We start from the raw sequence: 18,629 nt of genomic DNA on the forward strand, positions 1-18,629 counted from the left end.
TAGTGCATTTGTTTTTGCATCTTATGCACTGTAGAGTATAAAAATATCGTACACATAATGTATTTTTGCAGCTCATTAAAATATACTCATGAAAAATTTTGTAGAAGAACTAACATGGAGGGGCATGGTACACGATATTATGCCGGGAACCGAAGAGCAACTGAATAAAGAGATGACTACTGCCTATATAGGCTTTGATCCAACTTCAGATTCATTGCACATAGGTAGCCTTGTGCCTATCATTATTCTTGTTCATTTACAAAAATGCGGTCATAAACCCATCGCTCTTATAGGGGGTGCTACAGGTATGATTGGCGATCCGTCAGGCAAATCAGATGAACGTAATTTACTTGATGAAGCGGCTCTTGCCAAAAATGTGGAGGGTATAAAAGGGGTGTTGTCACGTTTTCTTGATTTTAATTCAAAAGATGCAAACGCACCAGTATTAGTGAATAACTATGACTGGATGAAAGAGTTTTCATTCATAGGGTTTGTGCGTGATGTGGGTAAGCGTATTACCGTAAACTATATGATGGCGAAAGATTCTGTTAAGAAGCGTCTTACAGGCGAAGCCGGATCAGGTATGTCATTTACTGAATTTACCTACCAGCTTATTCAGGGATACGATTTTTACCATTTGCATAAAGAATACAACTGTTTACTTCAGTTAGGCGGAAGCGACCAGTGGGGTAATATTACCACAGGTACAGAGCTTGTGCGTAGGATGAACAATGAAGGTGCCAAAGCATATGCCATGACGTGTCCGCTTATAACTAAGGCAGATGGTTCTAAATTTGGAAAATCTGAGGGAGGCAATATATGGCTTGATGCAGATAAGACTTCTGTTTACAAATTCTACCAGTTTTGGCTTAACACTACAGATGCTGATGCGGAAAAATATATTAAAATATTTACATTCCTTCCGCAGAAAGAGATAGAGGCACTTATTGAAGAACATAAACAGGCACCACATTTAAGGGTGTTACAAAAAAGACTGGCAGGCGAAGTAACTACTTTTGTGCATGGTGAAGCGAATCTTGAAGATTCTGTAAAAAAATCAGAATTTGTATTTTCTAATTATGCGAAGGAAGATCTGCAGGACCTTAATGATGAATTTTTTACTGATATTTTTGGTGAGTTTTTTGTGTCTCCCGTAAAAAAATCAGCTTTAGGTATCGAAGCTAATATTATTGATGTACTAACAGAAGCAACGGGTATTTTTCCTTCACGTGGTGAAGCAAGAAAGGCACTAATGGCAAATGCTGTAGCTATTAATAAAGAAAAAATAAACGAAACCTATACACTATCTGAATCAGATGTAATACTGGATAAATATATCCTTATATCTTTTGGAAAGAAAAAGAATTTTGTTGTTCCTGTAGAATCCTAATCAACGAGTATATATAAGTAAAAAGGAGCTTTTTGGGCTCCTTTTTTTGTAATTAATACACCATTAAATTACATCCTCTTATATCTGAATTGTCGAAACGCCCTAATACCTCAAAGGATTGATTGGTGTATTTTTTTCCAAGATCCTGCGTTGCAATAAATGAACATGAATTATAATTAGCGAGATCTATTACATTTATACCGCCTGTTTTTTCGTAATCTACATAAGTCAGGGCATCTTCGGTATCACGAATTAAAATATCCATCCAGGGCGGGCACTCAAAAATACCATCGCCTAAAGAATAAGCCTGCGAAAGTAATTCGGTCATTCCGTATTCCGAGTGAATCTTGCTTACTCCAAAACCTATGCAAAGTATATTGTGAAGCTCTTCGCGAATCATTTCTTTACGGCGGCCTTTCATACCGCCTGTTTCCATGATAATTGTATTTCTTAGATCAAAACTTTGCTTTTCTGCCAAATCTAAAAGTGCATAGGTAACGCCTATTAGCAATATATTTTGTCCGGCTTTATCCAATTTGGTAAGCTTCGCTATAAGCTCATCGTAATTGTGCAGGTGAAAGCCGCTTTCAGGATTATTAGAACTTTCAATAAGATCTTCTACCATATAGATAAGCGATGATCCTTCACGCTCTAAATAAGATGGTAAAAGGGCTAATACTGCATAGTCTTCTATATTGCCATAAAACTGTGAAAACGCCATTCTGAAACTTTGCTCATAATAGCTTATATCTGTTATTAAATGGCGGCTTGTAATTGCTCCTGTGGTACCGCTGCTGGTAAATGTTTCCTGTATGGGGTCTTTACTGCTAATTACATTGTGGCTTTTAAAAAACTGTATGGGTAAAAAAGGTATTGCTGCTACCGATTTTACATTCTGTTTGTCTTTTTTCAGGAAATCGCAAAAACTACGATATACAATATTATTATCGTACTGATGGCGAAATACCTTGAGTGTGATTTTTTCAAACTCTTTTTTAGAAGATATGGTAAATATGTCTTGTGCGGTAACCAATGTAAAAGTTTTGGCAAAAATACAAATAAAAAAGCACCCTGCATTGCGGTTGCCTTAACTTAGCTAAACACATAGTTATAGTTACTGAATTGGCGTGTAATAACTTTTAAATTATTACAGCTATGCAAAATTCAATTAAAGGGATAATTTAATATAGAATAAAAGCGACATAAAAAAAGCACCGCTATTGTGGTGCTTTTATATTATTTTTAATCGATTACTCTACAACCAATTTTCTGGTAGCAGAAGCATCTCCTTCTTTTACTTTTATTATATAAACGCCACGTGTAAGGTTTGAAATATTAAGTTCTTTACCATTAAGCGTTGTCTGGATTATTCTTTTTCCCAACATGTCAAAAATCTCTACATCTTTGCTCATAGCAGGTTTTGCAGTAGTAATATATATCCTGTCTGCCTTGGCAGGGTTAGGGTATATACTAAGTCCTTCTATCGGCTCCTTTCCGGCCGTAATGCCTCCTTTGTTTTCCTGTGCTATAGCACTAAGGGAAAAAAAGCATAATAGGAGTAAGGTTATATAAAAGTATTTTTTTGTCATATGGTGATATGTTGGTGTAAATATACAAAATATATTTCAAATATTGTACCAAAAAAGAGCCCCTCAAATCTGAGGGGCTAATATTTTATTTTCAGATATTTATTTCTGATTATAGACCTGTCCAAGAAGCCCAGCTTGGTATAGCTGCACCACTACCTGCACCTGTATTGTTTCCAACAGTTACGTAAGTATCAAAACCGTTAGTTATTGTAGGTACATTAGTAAATTGTACTGTAGTTAGTGGGTTAGCTGCAAAATAAGCCTGAGTTTCAGCACCATCAAATTTAACACCAACACTTCCTGTAGCTGTAAAATCTTTGATGAATACGTTAGTGAATTTACCATGAGTACCTCTTCTTAGCATCATACCACACTCACTTGTTACAGCAGCATTGTTACGGCCAATTAAAGTTACATTGTTAAATATAGGGCTTGAAATTGGAGTAACTAAAGCATTGTTAGCATTGCTGTCAGCTTCTATACCACGGCTGTCAGAAGAGAAAGCTAAAGCAGCAGACTGATCAGCATACATGTTAGTTGCAGAACCGTTCCATCCTTCTGTCCAGTCGAAAGAGTCATCCTGGTTTCCTATAGAAAGTAGGTTTGTAACATTTACAGATCCACCAAACCATTCGAAACCGTCATCAGATCCCTGGTAAGTAAGAATGTTGTCAACTTTAGTTCCTGAACCTACAGAGTAGAAAGTAACACCGTTAAATTCTGCGTCAGGGTTAATTAATGCACCAGCATATTCTACTCTTATATAAGAATAAACACCAGAGTTATCAGCAGGGTTTGTACCACCATAGTTAAGACCAGTTACTTCAGCCTGCACACCTACACCTGCATTAGATAAAGCTTTACCACATATTACTAAACCTCCCCAGTCGCCAGGAGCAGGAGTAGCACTGTTTGATGTCATAACGATTGGTTTTGCAGCAGTACCCTGAGCTATAACTTTAGCACCTTGTTTAACTGCAAGGAAAGCAACTGAAGTACCTTGTGTATCTCCTTCAAGTCTTGTACCTGCAGGAATTGTTAATGTAACTCCGTCGTTAACATAAACCGGTCCGCTTATAGTATATACTGTGTTAGCGTCAAGAGTCATGTTTTCAGTAATTTCACCTGAAAGTGTAGCCTCATCCTGTTGGCCTGATCCTGAGTTTGAATCATCATCTGAACAACTTGTAAAGATTGATGCAATAATAGCTAAGCTTAAAACTAATTTTTTCATTGTTTTCTTTTAATTAATGTTGTTTAATTTTGTATTGCAAAGATGCTACAACGCATCTTTTTAGAAGTTAAGGACGGGTTATCTAATCTTTAAAACTACATGTATTTTAAGTTAATAAAACGTTACGTGTATAAGCAAAAAAAGCAGCCAGAAATGGCTGCTTTTTTGTTGATGTTGAATATGTTAGAATATACTGTATTTTATACTTAGGCTAAAATCAGATCCTGCTTTATAATTATATGTGGTAATATCCCCGCTTTGATTTTCCTGTACACGTCTTATCCTGCTGTTAAGAATGTTTTCTACTGTCAGGCCAAGTGTCCATTTTTCATTAATGGTTGTGTTAGATACAAAGTTTAACATCATAATGCCTTTTTCAACAATATTACCTCTGTCAAAAGAACCTAATGAATAAATTCTGTCATGGAAGTAGTTTCCTACTACAGATACTGTTGGCCTGAACATACCACTTTCTATTCGGTAAGTTAAATCGGCATTTAAAAGCAACGGAGAAGCTCCTTGTAGTGCATCGCTGCTATCGTTAAAATTAACGCTTAAGGTTCCGTTAGTTTCCTGTGCTACTTTTTTACTGTCAAGTTCCTGATGAGAGTACATAAGTGTACCGTTAATGCCAAAGCTTAAGGTTTGCTTGGTAACATCGTCAACTTTCCAGATGTTTTTTTTCATTTCAAACTCAATACCTGCAACATAAGCAGATTTACCTGCATTAACAAAAGTATTGTCATTAAGGGCTGAGTTTAATAATACCTGGCTTATAGGGTTGTTTATGTATTTTCCAAAAACACCTGCCGAGTAAACTTCATCATTTTCAGGGAACATTTCCCATTTAAAGTCAACATTATAATTGTCTGATGCTTTAAGGAAAGGGTTACCTACCGAGTTTTCTCCAATACCTTCATAACGGAAAGGCGCTTTTTCTTTAAACTGTGGCAGTGTATATGTTTTACTTAATGCTGCACGCAGGTTGGATTTTTCTGTAACGCTGTATTTTAATGTAGCAGCAGGTAAGATATATACTTTGTCAATTTTAGCATCGTCAGGAGTAACTGCTGTTAAAGGTATATTAGTATCCCACTTTAGCTCCTGTAGTACTTTTTCTGCACGTAGTCCAACTGTATAAGTAAGTTTGTCAGATAAATTGTGCTCAAAATTTGCTAAACCTGAGTGTACGCTAAGATCTGCATTATATGTAAAAGGTTTAAGGCTTTGTAATCTTGACGTTGTGATATAAAAAGTTCCGGGTACATTTTGCGTAAGCGACTGGTTTGAAGCATTAAGAAAACTGTCAAGGTTATTCTTGTCTATAAACTGGTTTTCTGCCTGGCCTACCCTAAAGTTGAATTGTGTAGCTTCAAAATCTCTTGATTTTATTCGTCCATTATAACCAAAGCTCAATTTACCTTTATAAAGTTCGTCTTCTCCTTTAAGTACTTTCAAATTTCCTATAGCTTTAAATGCATATTCTTTTTCATCTATATACTGAAAGTAACGGTTGTTTGTAGTAGGGGCTGCAGTATTAAAAGTATATAGACCGCTATCCTGACGTACAAGATTGTTAGTTATCCTGTCCGGCATATCTGCATTTACAGTACTGTAAGAAGCTCCCCAGTCAATATCAAGTCTTTCACTATAATCGTGTTTGCCTAATAACTGGTTAACAAAAAGCTTGTTTTGCTGGGTAAGAGTTTGTCTGTTAAATTCATAACGGGCATCACCTTGTCCTAAGTAAGTGTCATATTCTCCTACTGTACTTTTTGAAGCATTTACAAAAATACTATTTAGCTTAATTGTGTTTTTAGCATCTAACTTATAAGCTAAATTAGCCATTAAGGTAGTTTTTGTAGAAAACTCATATTTATTTACATTGTAGTAGTCTGTAGATACCTCGTCATTTGCAGTAACATTTTTTTGCGAACCTTTTTTGTATGTGTAGCCATTGCCATAGTTTGCTGTAGCAAAAACGCTAAAACGGCTGTCATCCTTAAAGTTGAAGTTTTTACCGCCTGATATACCAAAGCTTCCGTTTACAGGATTAGATTCGGTAACAGGGCTCCATTTTGTGCCAAACTGATATTCTTTTGTAGATGTTGGCGTGTTTACGTTGTAAAAACCTGATTTATTAGCGCCATCAGCCATTTTAAAGTTTGAATCAAAAGCCTGATTGTTTAAGCCGCTTCCTATTTTTACATTAAGCTTGCCATTTCCGGTGTGTTCTTTAGAGATAATATCTACATTAGCACCACCCATATCTCCATATTGTGATACGTCATATGTTTTGCTGATACCTACAGACTGAATAATATCTGTAGAGAAAAGGTTAAGGGCTACGTTTTTATTTTCAGGCTCGTTAGATGGTAACGGAAGTCCGTTAAGCATAGTGCTGTTATAACGGTCTCCAAGGCCACGAACAAATATACCGCTATTGCCTTCCTGTTTAGAAATACCTGTTACTTTAGTTACTGCCTGGGCAGCATCACTTACACCTTTACGGGTAAGTTCCTGCGCACCTATACTTTGCTTAATGATAGCTGCATTTTTTTGGTCCATCAATAGAGCAGTTTCTTTTTCACGGTTTACAGTTTTTTCTATAACTACATCTTCAAGCTGTACGCTGGTAGAAGCAAGAGCCTGGTTTAAAACTTTAGTTTCGTTAGCTTTAACAGTAACCTGTACTTCTTTAGTTTCATATCCTAAAAATCCAAATACAAGAGTTACAGTTCCCGGTTGTACGCTTAAAGAGTATTTTCCGTTTTCATCGGCGTTTGTGCCGTTAGGGGTTCCTTTCACTGCAACGCTGGCAAACGGCAGTGTTTCATTATTCATGTCTTTGTCGGTAATTGTACCAGTAATAGTACCTTTGTTTTGGGCGAACCCTAATGCGAAGATAAACAGTGCAATTAATGAGAATTTAAGTTTCATTTCGTGTGTTATAATTTTGGTGCAAAGTAACCGCCACTCTTTGAAAGCTATGTTATATAATAGTTATCTGTGGATTTACTATTTATTATTAAATTGTTAACAGATTAAATTACTGTTAACACGTTTGATGGTTTTGTATTATCTTTACCTTTGAGCCCGAAAACATCAATGAAATTGTCATTATGAAGAAAAAAGAGATCAAGATCTTATTAGTTGACGATGAGCAGGATATCCTGGAAATTGTGGGCTACAATCTGACACAGGAAGGGTATCAGGTTATAACGGCTGTTAATGGCAGAGAGGCTGTAGCCAAAGCAAAAAAAGAACTTCCGCATCTAATTATAATAGATGTTATGATGCCCGAAATGGATGGTATGGAAGCTGTAGAAAACATAAGGAAAATACCGGAGCTTAGCAACGTTATTATTACTTTCCTTACTGCAAGAAGCGAAGATTATTCGCAGGTTGCAGGGTTTGATGCAGGGGCAGATGATTATATAGCAAAACCTATTAAGCCAAAATTGCTGGTAAGCAAGGTAAAAGCTTTGCTTAGAAGGCTTAAAGATGATGAGGCTAAAGAAGATGTGCTGCGTGTAGGTACTATAGAGATCAATCGCGAAGAGTACAAAATTATAATGGAAGATAAAGAAATAGTGCTTCCAAGAAAAGAGTTTGAACTGTTTTATCTGTTAGCTTCAAAACCCGGCAAAGTATTTAAAAGAGAAGAAATTCTTGATAAAGTATGGGGTAATGAAGTAGTTGTGGGCGGAAGGACTATTGATGTTCACATTAGAAAGCTTCGCGAAAAAATTGGAGACGATTTATTTAAAACTATAAAGGGAGTGGGCTATAAGCTCGAAATTTAGTGGCAATAAACTTTAAAAAAACATACAAATTTGCCGTAAAATCGGCACTTTATATTTCATTATTCTCAACCGCCTTCCTGGCGGTTATGTTGCATTATTTCCTTACCCTTAACTGGAATTTTATTGCAATATTCTCAATATCATTATTTATATTCTCCTTTTTTGTACTCCAATACAGAGTTGAAAGATTTATATACCGAAGGGTTAAAAAGATTTATGATGATGTTTCGCTATTAGAGTCAAGCAGCTTCAGGAACAAGTCCATCACTACAGATATGGCTACGCTTACCCGCGAAGTTCAAAAATTTGCAAGGGATAAAAAGATAGAGATTGAAACACTTAAAATTCGTGAAGAATACCGCAGGGAGTTTTTAGGGAACGTATCACATGAGTTAAAAACACCTCTTTTTACGGTACAAGGTTATATACTTACATTGCTTGATGGTGCAATGAATGATAAAGAACTTCGTAAAAAATACCTGCAACGTGCTGAGAAAGGTGTGGAGAGGCTTATATATATAGTGCAGGATCTGGACATGATCACTAAAATGGAGGTTGGCGACCTAAACCTTAATTTTACCAAATTCAATATTGTAGAGCTTATACAAAATGTATTTGATCTTTTAGAGATGAAGGCAGATAAAAAGGGGATTATGCTCATGTTTGATATGAAGTACATTAAACCTATTATGGTGTACGGAGATCAGGAAAAAATAGAGCAGGTATTAACCAATCTTGTGGTTAACTCTATTAAATATGGAAAGGAAAACGGTACTACCGAAGTTAGTATTGAGGACCTTGTAAATAACAAGATTATTGTAAGAATAAAAGATAATGGGGAAGGTATAGAAAAGAAAAACATTTCACGCCTTTTTGAACGTTTCTTCAGAGTTGATAAAAGCGGAGCCCGTACAGAAGGCGGCTCAGGTCTAGGTCTTGCTATTGTAAAACATATAATAGAGGCCCACGACGAAAAAATATATGTTGAGAGTAAATTTGGAGAGGGGTCAGAGTTTTCATTTACACTCGAAAAGACAAAATAAGTCTTTCCACTTCATATCTCCGGCAATATGCTTCAATCCTTTATAATGATCTGCTTTATGCAGATCATTTATTTTAAAGTCATTTTGGGTAGCATAAGGCACAAGCCCCGATTTCTTTAATTTTTTAGCAAGATATTCCTGTTCATAACGTCCGGGAGTAGGTATAAAAAAAGCTTTTTTGCCCAGTTGTGCCAAATCCATAATTGTACTGTAACCTGATCGGCAAAGAATCATTTCACTTTCATTAAAAGCCTGTTCCAGTGCTGCGCTGTTCATAAAGTTATAATAGGTTACATTGCCTTCTTCTATTATGGTTCCTTCCTCTTCAATTACGCCCCTTATAAAAAGTGTTTTACCCGTAAAATTTACAAGTTCCTGTTTTAATTTTTGTTCTAAAAGGCTTCTTTCGGGTTCTGTACCCGAAAGAATGATCATAAGGTCATATTTTTTGGCAACCGGTTTTTTATGCAGCCTGCTTAGAGGCCCAATATATTTTAGTTTAAGATAATTATCATAACTGTGTCCAAGCTTGCCTGATAAATTTGGAGAATATTCTACATCGGGTATCCAGCATTCATTGTATTTTTTTATAAAGCGCTGATGCAGCGGGGTTGTAATCCAGGTAGTTGTACCAGTAAGCACATTAAGCTGATGGGTAATAAATGCACAGGGTATTGCTTTAGATCTTGCCCCAAGCCTGTTGTCTGAAATTATACCTCCAATATTGTGATCTTTTATAATTTGGCGTACTGCTCTTTTTTCTTCCCGTACTGCTTTTAACATTCGTGGCAGAAGTCTGAAGATTTTCATTTTAAAAAAAATGCCTTTTTTGGTATATTCAATATGATAATGGGGCAGCTCAATTGCAGTAAGGTGAGGAAATTCTTTTTTTAAAAATGCTAAAGCCATGCCATCTGAAGCTATAATAGGTTCATATCCGTGGTTTTCTAAAGCTTCTATAACAGGAATGCAGCGGGTGGCATGGCCCAGCCCCCAATTGAGCGGGGCTACAAGTATTCTTTTTCTTTGCAGCAAAATGGTATTTTTTGATAACTATTTAATAAGTGCAATCTAAAATTATTTCCATTGTCGTATATTTCCCTAATTTTACCAAAAATTTAAATTAAAAAGTGGGAAGCAAGAACAAACTCAAGAGGTTTAGGGAAAATGAAACATTTGGCAATGTAATGCAGCCATCCCGAGAAGAGGCTGTAGCAGGAAATTTTCAGATGAAGGGCAAATGGAATGAGTTTTTTAAAAATGATAATCCGATAGTACTGGAGCTTGGCTGTGGTAAAGGAGAATATTCGGTAGGTCTTGCAGAACGCTATCCCGACACTAATTTTGTTGGTATAGACATTAAAGGTGCCCGTTTTTGGAGGGGTGCAAAAACTGCTGTGGAAAACGGACTTAATAATGTGGCATTCCTTCGTACACAAATAGAGCTTATAGAACATTTTTTTGCCGAAGGCGAGGTAAGCGAAATATGGATTACATTTCCGGATCCTCAAATAAAATATAAGCGTACCAAACACAGATTAACTAACACAGAATTTCTTCAACGTTATAAAAAGATATTAAAAGCTGATGGAGTGGTAAATCTTAAAACCGATAGCGAATTTATGCATGGTTATACTTTAGGTTTATTGCATGGAGAAGGACATGAGGTTATTTACGCTAATCATAATGTATATCGTAATGAGGGTGCGCCGGAAGTGGTTACGGCTATACAAACTTTTTACGAGCAGCAGTATCTTGAACAAAATAAGCCGATAACCTATATTAGGTTTAAAATAAAATAAATATGGAGATTGTCCTTCCCCTGGTTTTGGGTATTGTTGTTTCTGCTACAGGTATTATGCTGCCGGGGCTGATTAATATGACGGCTGCAAAAATAAGCCTTAAAGAAGGCAGGAGAAGGGCAGTTTTTTTTGCATTAGGAGCTACAGTAGTAGTGTTTTTTCAAACCTATATTGCGGTTTCTTTCGCTAAGTTTATAAACAGCAGGCCGGATATAATATATTTACTGGAAGAAACAGGGCTTGTTATTTTTAGTGCACTTACTATTTTCTTTCTTTTTATAGCCAAAAAGAAAAAACTGAAAAAGGAAAAAGAAATTATAAAACGCAATAGTCTTACGGGTAACTTTTTTCTTGGGGCTTTACTTTCCGCGCTTAATTTTTTCCCCATACCTTATTATGTGTTTGTAAGTGTTTCGCTTTCGGCATATAAATATTTCTACTTCACACACTTATTTGTTTTTCTTTTTGTAATGGGTGTGGTTGCAGGCTCATTTTCTGTGTTTTACCTCTACATAGTTTTCTTTAAGAAAATTGAGCACAAAACCGATTTTTTTCTGCAAAATATCAACTATCTGCTTGGATCAGTAACAGGACTTATCTCGGTAATAACACTTATTAAAATTTTACGAAACCAATAATTTTTTAAATATGCCTGACAAAGATAATTTTTTTGAAAAGGTATATGATGTAGTAAGGTTTATACCGCATGGCAGGGTTACCAGTTATGGAGCTATTGCTAAATATTTAGGAGCGGCACGCTCTGCCCGTATGGTTGGATGGGCTATGAATGCCTGTCATGGGCGTGAAGATGTACCTGCGCACCGGGTAGTAAACCGTGTTGGTTTATTGTCGGGTAAACATCATTTTGAGGGTACAAATCTTATGCAGCAATTGTTAGAAAGCGAAGGGGTGAAAGTGAAAGACAATAAGATTGTAAAATTTGAGAAATATTTTTGGGATCCGGTGGACGAGCTTAAATTTTAAAAATATTCTTAGTATTATATAAGTAGATGCCATATTTGTTTTTTTACTTTAATACAAATGGTAAATAATCTGTTTTTATTATCAAAACGTCAAAATGATTAACCTATAAAACTTTACCATATAAACTTTTCATACTATCTTTGCAATTTGAAATCAGTCTTAATAAGAGGCAGTTAGATTAATATAAATCATGAAGTTAGATAGAAAAGAGATATTAAGCGCACTTGAAACTATTACACTTGCCGGAGAAGGGCAAAATATGGTAGAAAGCGGCGCTGTTAAAAACGTACTTACGTTTGGAGATGAAGTGGTAGTAGAGCTTGTAATGAGTACTCCTGCTATGCATATCCGTAAAAGGGCTGAGGCCGATATTATTAAAACAATCCAGGAAAAAATATATGCCGATGCTAAGGTTAAGGTAAATGTAAAAGTAGAAGCGCCTGAAAAACCTGAAATTAAAGGCAAGGCCATACCGGGTATCAGCAATATCATAGCTGTATCATCTGGTAAAGGAGGAGTAGGTAAATCTACCATTACTGCAAACCTTGCAGTTACCCTTGCTAAAATGGGCTTTAAAGTAGGTGTGCTTGATGCTGATATTTACGGGCCTTCCATGCCTATAATGTTTGATGTTGAGCGTGAACGCCCAATATCGGTACAGGTGGATGGTAAGTCTAAAATGAAACCTATACAAAGCTATGGTGTAGAAATATTATCTATAGGATTTTTTACAAGTCCTGAGCAGGCGGTAATATGGCGTGGCCCTATGGCTTCAAAAGCACTTAACCAAATGATTTTTGATGCTGACTGGGGTGAGCTGGATTTTATGCTGCTTGACCTTCCTCCGGGAACAGGAGATATCCACCTTTCCATAATGCAGTCATTGCCGATTACCGGTGCAGTTGTGGTTAGTACACCGCAGGCGGTAGCCTTAGCCGATGCTAAAAAGGGTGTGGCAATGTTCCAGCAGGAAAGTATTAATGTTCCTGTATTGGGTATTATAGAAAATATGGCTTACTTTACACCTGAAGAACTGCCTGATAATAAATACTATATCTTTGGTAAAGAAGGAGCAAGAAACCTTGCTGAAGATCTTGATGTGCCGTTTTTAGGTGAAGTACCTATTGTACAAAGCATTCGTGAAGCCGGAGATTACGGACGTCCTGCTGCTTTACAGACAGCTACACCGCTTGAAGCTGCTTTTGAGGAGCTTGCACGCAATGTAGTTCAGGAAACGGTAAACAGAAACGACAACCTTCCGCCTACAGAGGCAATAAAAATAACTACAATGGCTGGCTGTTCAGCCGTTAAAAAGAACTAATAATGACTACAGAAGAAATAAAACTTAATGTGGAAAAGGCGCTTGATGAAATTCGTCCATTCCTTGAGTCTGATGGCGGAAACATTACGCTTATTGGTGTAGAAGATGATAAGCATGTTACAGTACGTCTGGAAGGAGCATGTGTGGGCTGCAGTGTAAACCAAATGACGCTTAAGGCAGGTGTAGAAACCACAATTAAAAAATATGTTCCGCAGATAGAAACTGTGGTAAATGTTGCCTAAAATTCATCTGTAATTCAGCTAATCATATTAGCTGATAATTATCATAAATATTAAAAACAGTTTTAAAGACATTTGTGCTTTAAAACTGTTTATCTTATTACTACACAATGATTACAACCGATATACTTATTATTGGCGCGGGGCCGACTGGCCTTTTTGCCGTTTTTGAAGCAGGACTGTTAAAATTAAAATGCCATATTATAGATGCTCTTCCGCAACCCGGAGGCCAGTTATCTGAGCTTTACCCTAAAAAACCCATTTTTGATATTCCCGGATATCCATCGGTGCTCGCTGGCGATCTGGTTGATAACCTAATGGAACAGATTAAGCAGTTTCAGCCGGGTTTTACACTTAATGAGAAGGCAGAAACCATTCAGAAGCTTGAAGATGGTACTTTTGTGGTTACTACAAATAAAGGAACTGAACATCATGCCAAAGCAATTGCAATAGCTGGTGGTTTGGGTAGTTTTGAGCCAAGGAAACCTCTTATTGAAGATATAGAGTTTTATGAAGATAAAGGGGTAGAATATTTTGTAAAAGATCCTGAACTTTTCCGTGATAAAAAAATTGTTATTGCCGGTGGCGGAGATTCAGCTCTTGACTGGAGTATCTTTCTTGCCAATGTAGCTTCACAGGTAACGCTTATTCACAGAAGAAATGAATTTAGAGGAGCGCTTGATTCTGTAGAGAAAGTGCAGGAACTTAAAAAAGCAGGTAAAATTCAGCTTATTACTCCTGCCGAGGTTACAGGAATTCATGGCTCTGAAAAAGTAGAGGCACTTGATGTAGAGATAGATGGTGCCCATCAAAAAATAGAAACGGATTATTTTATTCCTCTGTTTGGGCTTACACCCAAATTAGGGGCTATTGCCAATTGGGGGCTTGAGATAGAAAAAAATGCCATAAAAGTAAATAATGCGCTTGATTATCAAACTAATGTTGAAGGTATTTATGCTATAGGCGATATTAATACATATCCAGGTAAATTAAAGCTGATTCTTTGTGGTTTCCATGAAGCTACTTTAATGTGTCAGAGTGTTTATAATAAGCTGAATCCGGGTAAGAAATACGTTCTTAAGTACACCACAGTAAGTGGAGTGGATGGTTTTGACGGCACGCGTAAAGAGGCTGAAAAACAAGTTGTAAAAGCAATAGAATAATGGATGTAACTATAAAAATAACAGACAGGGAAGGGGTAACTCACGAAGTGCAGGCGCCAACGGATATGTCTATGAACATTATGGAGCTTTGCAGAGCTTATGAATTAGCTCCTGAAGGAACTATTGGTGTTTGTGGCGGTATGGCAATGTGTGCTTCATGCCAGTGTTATATACTTAATGATATTGCACTACCCGAAATGGGACCGGATGAAGATGCTATGTTAAGTGAAGCTTTTAATGTAAAATCCAATAGCCGCTTAGGATGTCAGATAGCTATAACACCCGAGTTAGAAGGGCTTGAGCTTGAATTGGCTCCCGAATAACCCTTATAGCATAAAAGTAAAAAGGCGTTCTGAATTTCAGAACGCCTTTTTATATATTGGTATCAAAATTAGTTTTTAATAAACTTGATAGTTTTAGACTCGTTACCTTTATCTATTTTAATAAAGTATATACCATTGCTATAAGCAGATGTATCAACAGTAAGATTAGCTTCTGTTGTAACTTTTACGTTAGCTACAGTTTGTCCTATGCTATTGTATATAGCATAATTATCAGGCAGATCTCCATTTTCTACTTTAATATTAAGTACATTTTGCGCCGGGTTAGGATATACTTTCGTTCCCTGTAGCAATTGAAGGTCAGGTGTTGAAGCGACACCACAAACCGTAGAAGTTAATAGAGAAGCTCTTCTTGGAGAATTCTGAAGCACCACAAGCATTCTGTCAAGCTGATTTTGTGTAAAAATATGCATACATTCATCATTACTATAATCCATGTAATTCTGAATCATATCTAAACCTACCTGAGGACAGCTATCTTGTCCAAGTGGACAACCTTGTGTGGCTGCATTAGCAACCGGTGTGTCTGCACAATAGTCATTCCCTTGACAGTTATCATCATCCCCCCAAATATGTCTTAGACCTAAAGCATGCCCTATTTCATGTGTTGCAGTTCTACCATACTGGTACGGCCATTGAAAAACATTACTGTCAACTTTATTGGCAGATCCGAAATTTTTATAGCTTATTACTACACCATCTGTAAAATCGTCGCCACCATAATCTGCTAAACCTTGTAATCCGGATTCTGATGGGAATTGAGAGTACCCTAAAAGATTAGAAAGCTCTCCACCCCAGTTAACAGTCCATATATTGAAGTACTGTGTTGGATCCCAAATTGTAAAACTTTTAAAATCCTCAACACTTTGTCTCGTAGTAAATTGAGTTGTAGTAGTAAAAAGTCGGTCTATACCATCAGTTGCATTGCCTTCCATGTCAACCTTTGCAAGGCAGAATTCAATCTGAGTATCTACTCCTAATCCGGAATCATCAAATCCTGGTGTGCCAGCCATCATTCTGTAATCTTCGTTTAATACATCTATCTGTGATTGTACCTGTTCATCAGATATATTCTGAACGCTGGTATTATATACAACGTGTACAACAACAGGAATTGTCATAATGGTATTTCCTGATTTTTGTTTGCGTTTTTCTCTTAGCTCTTTTAGCTTTTCCTGCATCCAGGCTTCAAACTGTACTTCAGTAGCTCTTTTTGGGTTGTTTTGCTGAAGTATAAGTTCATTTTCGTATGATGCACATCTAACAATTCCATATTTGTTAGGTTCTAAAGGATATTTACCAAAACTTCTTGGCTGCTCTTGCGCATTTGAAATAAATGAAGCAGATAAAAGTAGTGCTAAAGCTATACCTTTAAGAGTAATTTTTCTTTTCATTTTCTAGGTATTATTTTTTTTTGCAATATATTCAAATTCAATAGGACTAAAAAATTATTGAAGTTAAATATTAAAATTTTGTTAATAGAACATGCAAATTTAAACTTGTTTTTCAATAATAGAGAAGAAAACTTTAAAAATATAAGTTTAAAATAAAAGTGGCTATCTTAAAATAGATAGCCACTTTAAATGTAAAAAATATTATTTAGTATTTTACAAACTGTAGGGTTTTAGCCTGGTTGTCTTTACCAAGTTTAACAAAATAAACACCATTTGAGTAATTAGTTATATCTAAAGTCTGTAACGAAGAAGTAAATATACCATTATCCATTATCTGGCCAAGACTATTGTAAATAGTATAACTATCAGGTGTGTCCATACCATTAGTTACAGCTATATTAAGAATATTATTCGCCGGGTTCGGGTATAGTACTATATTGTTAAGTGTTTTTTCTATTTCTTTATTACCTAATACTATATTTACTCCAAATTGTGCAAAATCAGCATAAAGAATATCATCGAGAGCCTGTTCTTTAATTATAGTGCCATCGCTTGTTTCAAGTGAATAATAACCTTCGGGTATACCATCAACACCGGCGTCTATAATTATGAATGCATAACATGAGTTACTGTTAACTTCTACTTCCTGAACATCAAGCACACCGCCCGGTGTATCTTCATAACCTGTTCCGTAAGCTATAGTATTTTGATCTGAATCCATTAGTAGCCATGTTACTTCCGATGCAGCATCGTCAGTCTGAACAGTAATAGTAACAGTTTCGGTATCAAAAATAAGTTCGTCTTCAATAGGGTCAAACGAAAAATCGTTTGTTCTTGTATTGTTAGATGCTAATGCATCTGCGCCACCATTTATAGATTGTATAGCAACTGTAAACGTGTGTTCGCCTTCCTGTGCTCCCATTGCCGGAAGCTCAATTCTCGCATCTTCATTTGGCGCAAGAGAACCTGTCCACGAGTAAGTTATGGCCTCTGCATCATCAACCATATAGTTTATAACTGCCGAGGTGATAGTGTTAGTTCCTCTGTTCGCAAAAGATAAAACAGGTGAAAAATCATTACTACAGTTTGTACTGAAAGGCAGTAGGTAAATTGCTCCGTCATTATCCAAACTTGCCGTACCGGGTGTACAGCTATCTGCTAACGGAAGGTTTTTTCTTCTCGGAGAATTGGCTAATACAGCCTGCATTCTATCTTTTTGGTCTTGAGTAAATGTATTTAAACATACATCATCAGTATAATCCATGTAGTTTTCTATCATATCAAGCCCTTCGCTTTCAGGACATGAGTCTATTCCTATCTGGCAACCATAGTTAGCATTAAGTGCTGTGGGTGTATCATCACAGTAATCATCTGCTGTAGCACAATCTCCTGTATCACCCCAAATGTGTCTTAAACCAAAAAAGTGGCCAATTTCATGGCTTGCACTTCTCCCCATATTTCTTACTTCATCATAAGTCCCTTCCGCATAATAGTTTACAGACCCTACATAACGTGCGCCAAGCGCTACACCATCTGTATTTGCTGTAGAGGTTTGTCCGCCAAGTCCTTCAAGTCCGGACTGGGTTGGAAACTGAGCATAGCCGGCAAGGTAGCCGCCAGGGATAAATATGTCCTCTACAATCCAAATATTAAGGTATTTTTCAGGGTCCCACTGTGTTTGTGCTTTAATTAGCTCTACTTCTTCCTGTTGCCATCCGTTATCGTCACCAATGTTGTAACGAACAATCCCGTTGGAAGGAAGGCCGTTAGGAGTACGCTTTGCAAGGCAGAATTCAATTTCCATATCAGCACCAACAGGATTAGAGTTAAAACCCGGAGTGTCTGCTGCTCTTCTATAATCTTCATTTAACACCTGAATTTGAGACAATATCTGTTCATCAGATATATTTTCATTTTCACCTATTGCATCACCATTGTGTATAACATGAAAAACCATTGGGATAGTAACAACTTCATTTGTGCCATTACCGTTTTTTTGCAGTCTTTTTGCTCTGGCTTCGGCTACTTTAGGAGCTATCCATTCTTCAAATTCCGCTTTTTTGGCTCTTTCAGGATTTTTTTGACTTAATTGTTCTTCATACTCAACGGTACCGCAATAATTTGAAGCCGCAATAAATGGCTTACCGAATTTTTTTGACCCTTTAGGTGTTTGCTGGGCATTTGCTGTTAAGGCAAACATACCGCTTAGTAATAAAAAGGAAACTTTAAAAGTAAATTTCTTCATTATGTTTTTTTGAAAATTATGGTTGTTATAAATTAGTAACGGGATTACTAATTTTGTTACAAAAGAAATTAAAAAAAC

General features: G+C 36.5%; 17 protein-coding genes. 10 read left to right on the top strand and 7 right to left on the bottom strand.

What is annotated here, in order from left to right:
* Positions 1-88 precede the first annotated feature (88 nt).
* A complete protein-coding gene (gene tyrS, locus NHE85_RS07955) occupies positions 89-1,390 on the top strand; it encodes a tyrosine--tRNA ligase (protein ID WP_252811408.1) in 1,302 nt (433 codons plus the stop codon).
* Between the two features lie 52 nt (positions 1,391-1,442).
* Here tyrS and NHE85_RS07960 read toward each other — a convergent pair whose 3' ends face one another.
* The 4 genes from NHE85_RS07960 to NHE85_RS07975 form a co-directional block, all read right to left on the bottom strand.
* Complete coding sequence (locus NHE85_RS07960; protein WP_252811410.1) at positions 1,443-2,423, bottom strand: acyl transferase; 981 nt, start codon at positions 2,421-2,423, stop codon at positions 1,443-1,445.
* A 217-nt stretch (positions 2,424-2,640) separates the two neighbouring features.
* Entirely contained in the window at positions 2,641-2,979 is a 339-nt protein-coding gene (locus tag NHE85_RS07965; protein WP_252811412.1) for a T9SS type A sorting domain-containing protein, read from the bottom strand.
* Positions 2,980-3,088: 109 nt separating this feature from the next.
* Positions 3,089-4,213 carry a hypothetical protein gene (locus tag NHE85_RS07970; RefSeq protein ID WP_252811414.1) on the bottom strand — a complete coding sequence of 375 codons (1,125 nt, stop codon included), beginning with the start codon at positions 4,211-4,213 and terminating at the stop codon, positions 3,089-3,091.
* A 183-nt stretch (positions 4,214-4,396) separates the two neighbouring features.
* Positions 4,397-7,153: a TonB-dependent receptor gene (locus NHE85_RS07975; protein ID WP_252811416.1), complete on the bottom strand. Its 2,757-nt coding sequence runs from the start codon at positions 7,151-7,153 to the stop codon at positions 4,397-4,399.
* A gap of 182 nt (positions 7,154-7,335) precedes the next feature.
* On the opposite strand from NHE85_RS07975, the gene NHE85_RS07980 reads away from it, so the two are divergent.
* On the top strand, positions 7,336-8,019 hold the full coding sequence (locus NHE85_RS07980) for a response regulator transcription factor (protein ID WP_252811418.1): 684 nt from the start codon (positions 7,336-7,338) through the stop codon (positions 8,017-8,019).
* Positions 8,019-9,062: a cell wall metabolism sensor histidine kinase WalK gene (locus NHE85_RS07985; protein WP_252811420.1), complete on the top strand. Its 1,044-nt coding sequence runs from the start codon at positions 8,019-8,021 to the stop codon at positions 9,060-9,062. The genes NHE85_RS07980 and NHE85_RS07985 overlap by 1 nt, the downstream gene beginning before the upstream one ends.
* On the opposite strand, the gene NHE85_RS07990 is transcribed toward NHE85_RS07985, so the two are convergent.
* Entirely contained in the window at positions 9,036-10,097 is a 1,062-nt protein-coding gene (locus NHE85_RS07990) for a glycosyltransferase (RefSeq protein ID WP_252811422.1), read from the bottom strand. The genes NHE85_RS07985 and NHE85_RS07990 overlap by 27 nt on opposite strands.
* A gap of 95 nt (positions 10,098-10,192) precedes the next feature.
* On the opposite strand from NHE85_RS07990, the gene trmB reads away from it, so the two are divergent.
* The 7 genes from trmB (at position 10,193) to NHE85_RS08025 (ending at position 14,894) form a co-directional block, all read left to right on the top strand.
* A complete protein-coding gene (gene trmB / locus NHE85_RS07995) occupies positions 10,193-10,864 on the top strand; it encodes a tRNA (guanosine(46)-N7)-methyltransferase TrmB (protein WP_252811424.1) in 672 nt (223 codons plus the stop codon).
* Between the two features lie 2 nt (positions 10,865-10,866).
* Positions 10,867-11,502 carry a LysE family transporter gene (locus NHE85_RS08000; RefSeq protein WP_252811426.1) on the top strand — a complete coding sequence of 212 codons (636 nt, stop codon included), beginning with the start codon at positions 10,867-10,869 and terminating at the stop codon, positions 11,500-11,502.
* A 10-nt stretch (positions 11,503-11,512) separates the two neighbouring features.
* Entirely contained in the window at positions 11,513-11,848 is a 336-nt protein-coding gene (locus NHE85_RS08005) for an MGMT family protein (RefSeq protein WP_252811428.1), read from the top strand.
* Positions 11,849-12,038: 190 nt separating this feature from the next.
* Entirely contained in the window at positions 12,039-13,169 is a 1,131-nt protein-coding gene (locus NHE85_RS08010; protein WP_252811430.1) for an Mrp/NBP35 family ATP-binding protein, read from the top strand.
* A gap of 2 nt (positions 13,170-13,171) precedes the next feature.
* Positions 13,172-13,411, top strand: coding sequence for a NifU family protein (locus NHE85_RS08015; protein ID WP_252811432.1), 240 nt, complete (start codon positions 13,172-13,174; stop codon positions 13,409-13,411).
* A 107-nt stretch (positions 13,412-13,518) separates the two neighbouring features.
* On the top strand, positions 13,519-14,571 hold the full coding sequence (locus tag NHE85_RS08020; RefSeq protein WP_252811435.1) for an NAD(P)/FAD-dependent oxidoreductase: 1,053 nt from the start codon (positions 13,519-13,521) through the stop codon (positions 14,569-14,571).
* Positions 14,571-14,894, top strand: coding sequence for a 2Fe-2S iron-sulfur cluster-binding protein (locus NHE85_RS08025; protein ID WP_252811437.1), 324 nt, complete (start codon positions 14,571-14,573; stop codon positions 14,892-14,894). The genes NHE85_RS08020 and NHE85_RS08025 overlap by 1 nt, the downstream gene beginning before the upstream one ends.
* Positions 14,895-14,962: 68 nt before the next feature.
* Here the strand turns inward: NHE85_RS08025 and NHE85_RS08030 are convergent, their stop codons facing one another.
* Together NHE85_RS08030 and NHE85_RS08035 are read right to left on the bottom strand one after the other, a co-directional pair.
* Entirely contained in the window at positions 14,963-16,306 is a 1,344-nt protein-coding gene (locus tag NHE85_RS08030; RefSeq protein ID WP_252811438.1) for a T9SS type A sorting domain-containing protein, read from the bottom strand.
* Between the two features lie 205 nt (positions 16,307-16,511).
* Entirely contained in the window at positions 16,512-18,551 is a 2,040-nt protein-coding gene (locus tag NHE85_RS08035; RefSeq protein ID WP_252811440.1) for a M43 family zinc metalloprotease, read from the bottom strand.
* Between the last annotated feature and the right edge of the window lie 78 nt (positions 18,552-18,629).

It is taken from the genome of Flavobacterium sp. NRK1, assembly GCF_024054175.1.
In the GTDB taxonomy this organism is placed as follows: domain Bacteria; phylum Bacteroidota; class Bacteroidia; order Flavobacteriales; family Flavobacteriaceae; genus Flavobacterium.

What these genes read in the sequence shown, in the direction of transcription:
- NHE85_RS08010 (WP_252811430.1), top strand. Translation starts at nt 12,039, where the DNA reads ATGAAGTTAGATAGAAAAGAGATATTAAGCGCACTTGAAACTATTACA.
- NHE85_RS08035 (WP_252811440.1), bottom strand. Translation starts at nt 18,551, where the DNA reads ATGAAGAAATTTACTTTTAAAGTTTCCTTTTTATTACTAAGCGGTATG.
- NHE85_RS07975 (WP_252811416.1), bottom strand. Translation starts at nt 7,153, where the DNA reads ATGAAACTTAAATTCTCATTAATTGCACTGTTTATCTTCGCATTAGGG.
- NHE85_RS08030 (WP_252811438.1), bottom strand. Translation starts at nt 16,306, where the DNA reads ATGAAAAGAAAAATTACTCTTAAAGGTATAGCTTTAGCACTACTTTTA.
- NHE85_RS08020 (WP_252811435.1), top strand. Translation starts at nt 13,519, where the DNA reads ATGATTACAACCGATATACTTATTATTGGCGCGGGGCCGACTGGCCTT.
- NHE85_RS08015 (WP_252811432.1), top strand. Translation starts at nt 13,172, where the DNA reads ATGACTACAGAAGAAATAAAACTTAATGTGGAAAAGGCGCTTGATGAA.
- NHE85_RS08005 (WP_252811428.1), top strand. Translation starts at nt 11,513, where the DNA reads ATGCCTGACAAAGATAATTTTTTTGAAAAGGTATATGATGTAGTAAGG.
- NHE85_RS08000 (WP_252811426.1), top strand. Translation starts at nt 10,867, where the DNA reads ATGGAGATTGTCCTTCCCCTGGTTTTGGGTATTGTTGTTTCTGCTACA.
- NHE85_RS07980 (WP_252811418.1), top strand. Translation starts at nt 7,336, where the DNA reads ATGAAGAAAAAAGAGATCAAGATCTTATTAGTTGACGATGAGCAGGAT.
- NHE85_RS08025 (WP_252811437.1), top strand. Translation starts at nt 14,571, where the DNA reads ATGGATGTAACTATAAAAATAACAGACAGGGAAGGGGTAACTCACGAA.
- NHE85_RS07965 (WP_252811412.1), bottom strand. Translation starts at nt 2,979, where the DNA reads ATGACAAAAAAATACTTTTATATAACCTTACTCCTATTATGCTTTTTT.
- NHE85_RS07970 (WP_252811414.1), bottom strand. Translation starts at nt 4,213, where the DNA reads ATGAAAAAATTAGTTTTAAGCTTAGCTATTATTGCATCAATCTTTACA.
- tyrS (WP_252811408.1), top strand. Translation starts at nt 89, where the DNA reads ATGAAAAATTTTGTAGAAGAACTAACATGGAGGGGCATGGTACACGAT.